Source organism: Phyllobacterium sp. SL163, assembly GCF_049896885.1.
Classification (GTDB): domain Bacteria; phylum Pseudomonadota; class Alphaproteobacteria; order Rhizobiales; family Rhizobiaceae; genus Phyllobacterium; species Phyllobacterium calauticae.
On record NZ_JAFCVE010000024.1, the window covers coordinates 1 to 542 of the forward strand.

Genomic DNA, 542 nt, shown 5'->3' on the forward strand with positions numbered 1-542 from the left:
TAGGGCGTCTCGATGCGGTAGGCGGCCTCGCCGAAGAGCTGCACCGTGTTGGCGCTGTAGCCGGCGGTGTCCGTCTCGGCGATATCACCGAAACTGACCGTGCGGCGCGTATCGATCTCGTGATGCGCCAGCACCGTGCCGAGGCTCAACGTCAGCGCATCGATCCTGGTGCCGCCATAGATGCCGAGCTGATAGCTGTCGGCGGAGACGGACGACCCGGCCCCGTGCAGCGAGGTCGAGCCATAACCGGCCAGCAGGCCGAAACGCCATGTCCCGGCAATCACCCCATCCATGCCGGTGACGATGCCGCCGGTGTTTCTGCTATAGGCGGCGGCATTGCCATCGCTGGCACCATGGCTCCAGCCGCCATAGGCCTGTCCCCACACAGCGGTGGTTGCGGCGGCCGGTGCGGGGGCGGTTGTAGCAAAAGCCTCAATGGCGCTCTGCCTGTTCTTGGCCCTGTCATCGGGGCCATAGGCGAGCGGCGTTGTATCCGGCGCAGGCTTGGCGCCGACACCGTCAAAGGCCGCACGCACCCGCTC

General features: G+C 66.8%; 1 protein-coding gene. It reads right to left on the reverse strand.

Annotated elements, in window-relative coordinates; all coding sequences use genetic code 11:
- On the reverse strand, positions 1–542 hold a 542-nt coding region (locus ACP7B1_RS24555), incomplete at both ends, for an autotransporter outer membrane beta-barrel domain-containing protein (RefSeq protein WP_426137405.1).